We start from the raw sequence: 5,092 nt of genomic DNA, 5'->3' as shown, positions 1-5,092 counted from the left end.
GCGCCCCCGGTGCCGCCCTCCTCGTCCACATCGCTGACGCGCTGACCCGGTCCCCGCTCGACGCCGCCGCCCGGGTCCGCACCGGCACGACGGAGGGGAGCACCCGGGCATGAGCCTCATGGTGTATCTCGCCGCCGCCGTCTTCGGACTGTCCTGCACCGCCCTGCTGCGCCGCCCGTCGAGCGTCCCGCGCGATCCGCTGACCGTGTCCACCTGCGTGGCGATCGTGCTCGGCTCCCTGGGCCTCGTCTGCGCGGCGCCGACGACCCTGAGCGCGGTCAACGGCCTCACCGGCATCCCGAACTTCGGCGCCCCCCTCACCTACGGCATGATCTCCGCGTACAGCTGCTCCCTGCTGATCCTGCTGTTCCAGTGGCGGGGCGGCTCCCGCGCCCGCGTCCGCCGCATGGTGCTGCGCGGCGTGGCAGCCTACGGCGCGCTGATCGTCGCCATCGTCGTACTGTTCGCGCTGGCCGACCCGAGCGTCGAGCGGCTCACCGACCTCGACACGTACTACGCCAACACGCCCTACATGCGCGAGATGATCGTGCTCTACCTGCTCGGGCACAGCGCGGCCACCCTCGCGATGTGCGCCGTGTGCGTCTCCTGGGCCCGGGAGGTCACCGGCCTGCTGCGGACCGGGCTGCAACTGATCCTCGTCGGCACCCTGTTGGACGTGGTCGGCTTCCAGCTCACCAAGTACACGGCGGTGGTGGCCCGTTGGAACGGTCACAACCTCGACTTCCTCTCCACCGGTGTCGCCCCGCCGATGGCCTCGCTGGCCGCCCTGACCTGTTCGGCGGGCTTCGCACTGCCGAGGCTGCTGCCGACGTTCCGCGCGCACCGGCGTGACCTGTGCGACCTGCGCGGGCTGGGCCCGCTGTGGGCGGAGGTCCGCTTCGCGTCCCTCGCGCCGAAGCCGCCCAGCGCGTTCTGGCGGCTTCCCCGGATGCGCCTGCACTGGCGTGAAGTGTCCATACACGACGGCCTGTTGGCGCTCGCCCCGTACTTCGACGACCGGGTCCGCGAACGCACCCGCGACGCCGCCCTGCACGAGGGCCGCTCCGCGCACGAGGCCCGGGTGGCGGCCGAGGCGGCGATGGTGGCCGACGCCGCCCGCCGCGCCGCCGCCCGCGAGGAGCCCTTCGGCACACCGAGCACCTACCGTCTCTACGCCACCGAGGTCTCCGACACCTGCGGGCTGGTCGAGCTGGCCCGGGCACTCGCCAGGTCGCGGCTCGCCACGGCCGTACCGGAGAGTACGGTGAAGGCCACCCCGCGCTGACCCGCTGTTGCGCGAACACCCCTGTTTCCTGGCTGATTTGAGGAGCCCCATGCCGCGGAGAGCTGTCGTCGTCGGTGCCGGACTGGCCGGCCTGCTGGCCGCCGCCGCCCTGTCCGTCCACGCGGACGAGGTGATCGTGCTGGACCGGGACGAGCTGCCCGACGGACCGGAGCACCGCAGGGGTCTCCCGCAGGGGCGTCACGCCCATCTGCTGATGTCCGGCGGCCTGGCCGCGATGGAGGACCTCGTGCCCGGCCCGAGCGTGCGCGAACAGCTGCTCGCCGCGGGCGCCCACGAGATCTCCCTCAGCTCGGGCATGCTCGCGCTGACTCCCGAGGGCTGGCTGCGCCGCTGGCGGCACGAGGGCCCCCGGATGCTCACCTGCAGCCGGGCGCTGCTGGACTGGGTGGTGCGCTCGGCGGTCCTGGCCAACACGAAGACCGAGATCCGTACGGCCCGGGGCCTGGACCTGCTCGGCGACGCCCGGCGCGTGACCGGCGTACGCATCTCGACAGACGCCGGGATCACGGAACTTGACGCCGACTTCGTGGTCGAGGCCAGTGGCCGCGGCTCACGGATCGTGCGCTGGCTGGAAGCGCTCGGGGTGACCGGGATCGACGAACGGACCGTCGACTCCGGCCTCGTCAACGCGACCCGGATCTACCGCAGGCCCGAGGGCGCCGAGCACTTCCCGCTCACGATCCTCCAGGCGAACCCGTACGAGTCCCGGCCCGGCCGCGCCGGAATGGTCCTGCCCATCGAGGGCGACCGCTGGATGGTCAGCCTCGCCGGCACCCGGGGCGGCGAACCGCCCGCCGACCCGGACGGCTTCCTCCAGTACATCCGCGACCTGCCGGACCCCATCCTCGGCCGCCTGGTCTCCGGCGCCGAACCCCTGACGGACATACACACCAGCCACAGCAGCAAGAACGTCCGCCGCTACCTGGAGAAGGTCCGGGACTGGCCCGACGGCCTGGTCGTCCTCGGCGACGCCCTCGCCACCTTCAACCCGGCCTACGGACAAGGCATGTCGGTGGCCGCACTCGGCGCGCAGGTCCTGTCCCGGGAACTGGAGAACGAGGGCTTCACCGCCCCCGGCCTGGCCGCCAAGGTCCAGCACGGAGTGGCCGCCCCCGTGGAGGGCGCCTGGGCGCTGGCGGTGGGCCAGGACGTCTGGTACCCCGAGACAAGGGGCCCCGAGCCGACCACCGCGGACCGCCTGATAACCCGCTACTCCCGCCGCCTCCTCAAGACGGCAACGGGTTCATACCCGGCGGCGGCAGCACTGGCGGCGGTGACCAGCATGGAGGCGGACGCGTCGACGCTGATGCGCCCCAGCACCCTGCTGGCGGCCCTCAACGGCCCACTCCTGCCGCCGCTTTCGGGCCCACCACTGACTCCGTCGGAGAGAGAAACCCTGGCCGGCTTGGAGGGTGCGGCGAGCTGAGGCTTTTGTCTTTAGGGGCGCGGGGAACTGCGCGACCAGCCCCCACCGACCCGCACCCAAAACTCAACCCTCACCCGTCAAACGCAGGTTGCGCCAACCCTTTCCCCGCCCCCGGCACAACCAACAGCGAACCAGCAACAGGATGCGGCGACTTGAGCCCCACCCGAGCTGTAGTGACGTACAGGTCAGTCAAGTCCGCGCCCCCGAACGCGCACGCGGTCACCAACGGCACAGGCATCGGAATCACCCGCTCCAACTCCCCGTCCGGCGTATACCGCCGCACCGCACCCCCGTCCCACAAGGCAACCCACACACACCCATCCGCATCGACCGTCAACCCGTCTGGGAACCCGGCCCCCGCCTCAATCTCAGCGAAGCGACGCCGCTTCGAAACCCGCCCGTCCGCGTACTCGAACACATCGATCCGACGCGTGGGCGAGTCGATGTAGTACATGAGCCGCCCGTCCGGACTCCAGCCCGTCCCGTTGCTGACGGCCACGTCGTCGAGGACCAGCTGAACCGCCCCGTCCCCGGCGACCCGGGACAACGTGCCGCCACACGCCGCCTCGTCGTACCGCATCGTGCCCACCCACAGCGCACCGTCCGGCGCCACGGCCGCGTCGTTCGCCCGCCGACCCGGAACCGGCTCCCGGTGCAGCCACCGGAACCCCCCGTCCGGGTCGACGAGCCCGACCCCGTCCCGGAGATTGAGGACCAGCCCCCCGCCGACCCGCGGCTTCGCCGCGCCGACGTGCTGTTCGGTCACCCGGACCGTACGGGCGCCGGACGCGGGGTCGTACGTATGCACTCTGGAGCCGAGGATGTCGATCCAGATCAGCCGCCCGGCCGCCGCGTCCCACGTCGGCCCCTCGCCGAGGGTGGCCTCGGCCCGTACCGCCACTTCGTACGTCATGCCACGCTCCGGTGTCCGAGTCGCTCCGACAGTTCGGCGGCGCCCTTCGCGGCGAGCTGCTCCAGTTCGGCCCGGCGCTCGTCGCTCCAGCGGATCATGGGGACGGAGATGGAGAGCGCGGCGACGACCTGCCCGGTACGGTCCCGGACGGGGGCGGCCACACACGACACATCTGGGTTCGACTCACGGCTCTCGACCGCGACCCCCCGCTCCCGGATCTCGGCGAGGGCCACCCGCAGGGCGTCCGGCTCGACGATGCTGTTGGGCGTCATTGCGACCAGCGACGCGCCCGCGGGGATGCGGGCGGTCAGCTCCGGCTCGGGGAGGGAGGCCAGCAGCATCTTGCCCACGGAGGTGCAGTGGGCGGGCAGCCGGCGGCCGGCCGCCGACACCATGCGCACCGCGTGCGTGGAGTCGACCTTGGCGATGTAGATGACGTCGGTGCCTTCGAGGATGGCCACATGCACGGTCTCGTCGCAGGTCTCGGCGACGGACCGGGCGACCTGCTGGCCCTCGGCGGCGAGGTCGAGCTGCTCGGCGTACCGGCTCCCGAGCTGGTACGGACGGACCCCCAGCCGGTAGCGTCCGGGTTGTCCGGGCACGGGCACGATGTAGGACCGGGCGGAGAGCGTGGTGACGAGTTCGTGCACGGTGGTGCGCGGCAGTTGCAGCTTGCGCACGATGTCGGGGGCGGAGAGCGTCCCGTCCCCGTCGAGGAAGAGCTCAAGGATGTCGAGAGCCCGGGTCACGGCAGGTACGAGGCGTCCCACAACCGGCCCCCTTCTTGGATGTCGATGAGTGGCTGCGTAAAATGACGTGTTCGAAATTTCAACTGACGATCGGGATAACGAACACAGGCTAGCCATAGAGGGTTGCACGGGCAATGGTCGGGTGACCGCCTGACTAGGACCTGGCCCGCGGATCGCCCAGCGCGCCGCGCAACCGCTGCGCCCGCAGGACGAGTTCCAGCTCGAAGCGCCGGTCGGGATCGTCGATCTCGCTGCCCCAGAGTTCGCGGATCTGGCGCAGCCGGTAGCGCACGGTCTGCGGGTGCACACCGAGCCGCGCGGCCACCTCGGGCGCCCCGCCCCGGGTCTCCAGCCAGGCCAGCAGGGTCTCCGCGAGCCGGCGCCGGTGCGTCGGCCCGCAGTGCGCCAGCGGTGCCAGACACCGCAGCGCGAGATCGTCGATCAGCTCCTCGGGCTGCAGCAGCACCAGCGCCTCGGTGTGCTCGGTGCAGTACAGAACACCTCCGGCCGGCAGCAGCCCCCGCTCCATCAGCCCTACGGCGGCCTCCGCCCAGCGTGCCGACTTCACCGCGTCGGCCAGCGGCACCGGGGGTCCGATCGCGCCCGCCCAGCCGGTCAGCGCCCGGTGCAGCAGTTCGGGCCGGCCGGCAGCGTCCGGTTCCGGGACGACCATGCGGGGCTGCTCGTACTCCATGTCG

The 5,092-nt window shown here is 71.9% G+C and carries 5 protein-coding genes; 2 read left to right on the top strand and 3 right to left on the bottom strand.

Annotation, left to right across the window (positions count from 1 at the left end; translation table 11 throughout):
* Nucleotides 1-109: 109 nt before the first annotated feature.
* Both R6V09_RS45525 and R6V09_RS45520 read left to right on the top strand, forming a co-directional pair.
* Nucleotides 110-1,285 (top strand): MAB_1171c family putative transporter, encoded by a 1,176-nt coding sequence (locus tag R6V09_RS45525; RefSeq protein WP_317887353.1) that lies wholly within the window; start codon nt 110-112, stop codon nt 1,283-1,285.
* A gap of 49 nt (nt 1,286-1,334) precedes the next feature.
* Nucleotides 1,335-2,732 carry an NAD(P)/FAD-dependent oxidoreductase gene (locus R6V09_RS45520; protein ID WP_317887352.1) on the top strand — a complete coding sequence of 466 codons (1,398 nt, stop codon included), beginning with the start codon at nt 1,335-1,337 and terminating at the stop codon, nt 2,730-2,732.
* Nucleotides 2,733-2,802: 70 nt separating this feature from the next.
* Here R6V09_RS45520 and R6V09_RS45515 read toward each other — a convergent pair whose 3' ends face one another.
* The 3 genes from R6V09_RS45515 to R6V09_RS45505 form a co-directional block, all read right to left on the bottom strand.
* A complete protein-coding gene (locus R6V09_RS45515) occupies nt 2,803-3,645 on the bottom strand; it encodes an SMP-30/gluconolactonase/LRE family protein (protein ID WP_317887351.1) in 843 nt (280 codons plus the stop codon).
* Nucleotides 3,642-4,415, bottom strand: coding sequence for an IclR family transcriptional regulator (locus R6V09_RS45510; protein WP_317887350.1), 774 nt, complete (start codon nt 4,413-4,415; stop codon nt 3,642-3,644). The genes R6V09_RS45515 and R6V09_RS45510 overlap by 4 nt, the downstream gene beginning before the upstream one ends.
* 133 nt (nt 4,416-4,548) lie before the next feature.
* On the bottom strand, nt 4,549-5,092 hold a 544-nt coding region (locus R6V09_RS45505; protein ID WP_317887349.1), incomplete at its 5' end, for a helix-turn-helix domain-containing protein.

The organism is Streptomyces sp. W16, from assembly GCF_033194735.1.
Lineage (GTDB): Bacteria > Actinomycetota > Actinomycetes > Streptomycetales > Streptomycetaceae > Streptomyces.
The sequence above is the reverse complement of the archived record's forward strand: the minus strand, read 5'-3'. Positions and strand labels throughout refer to the sequence as shown.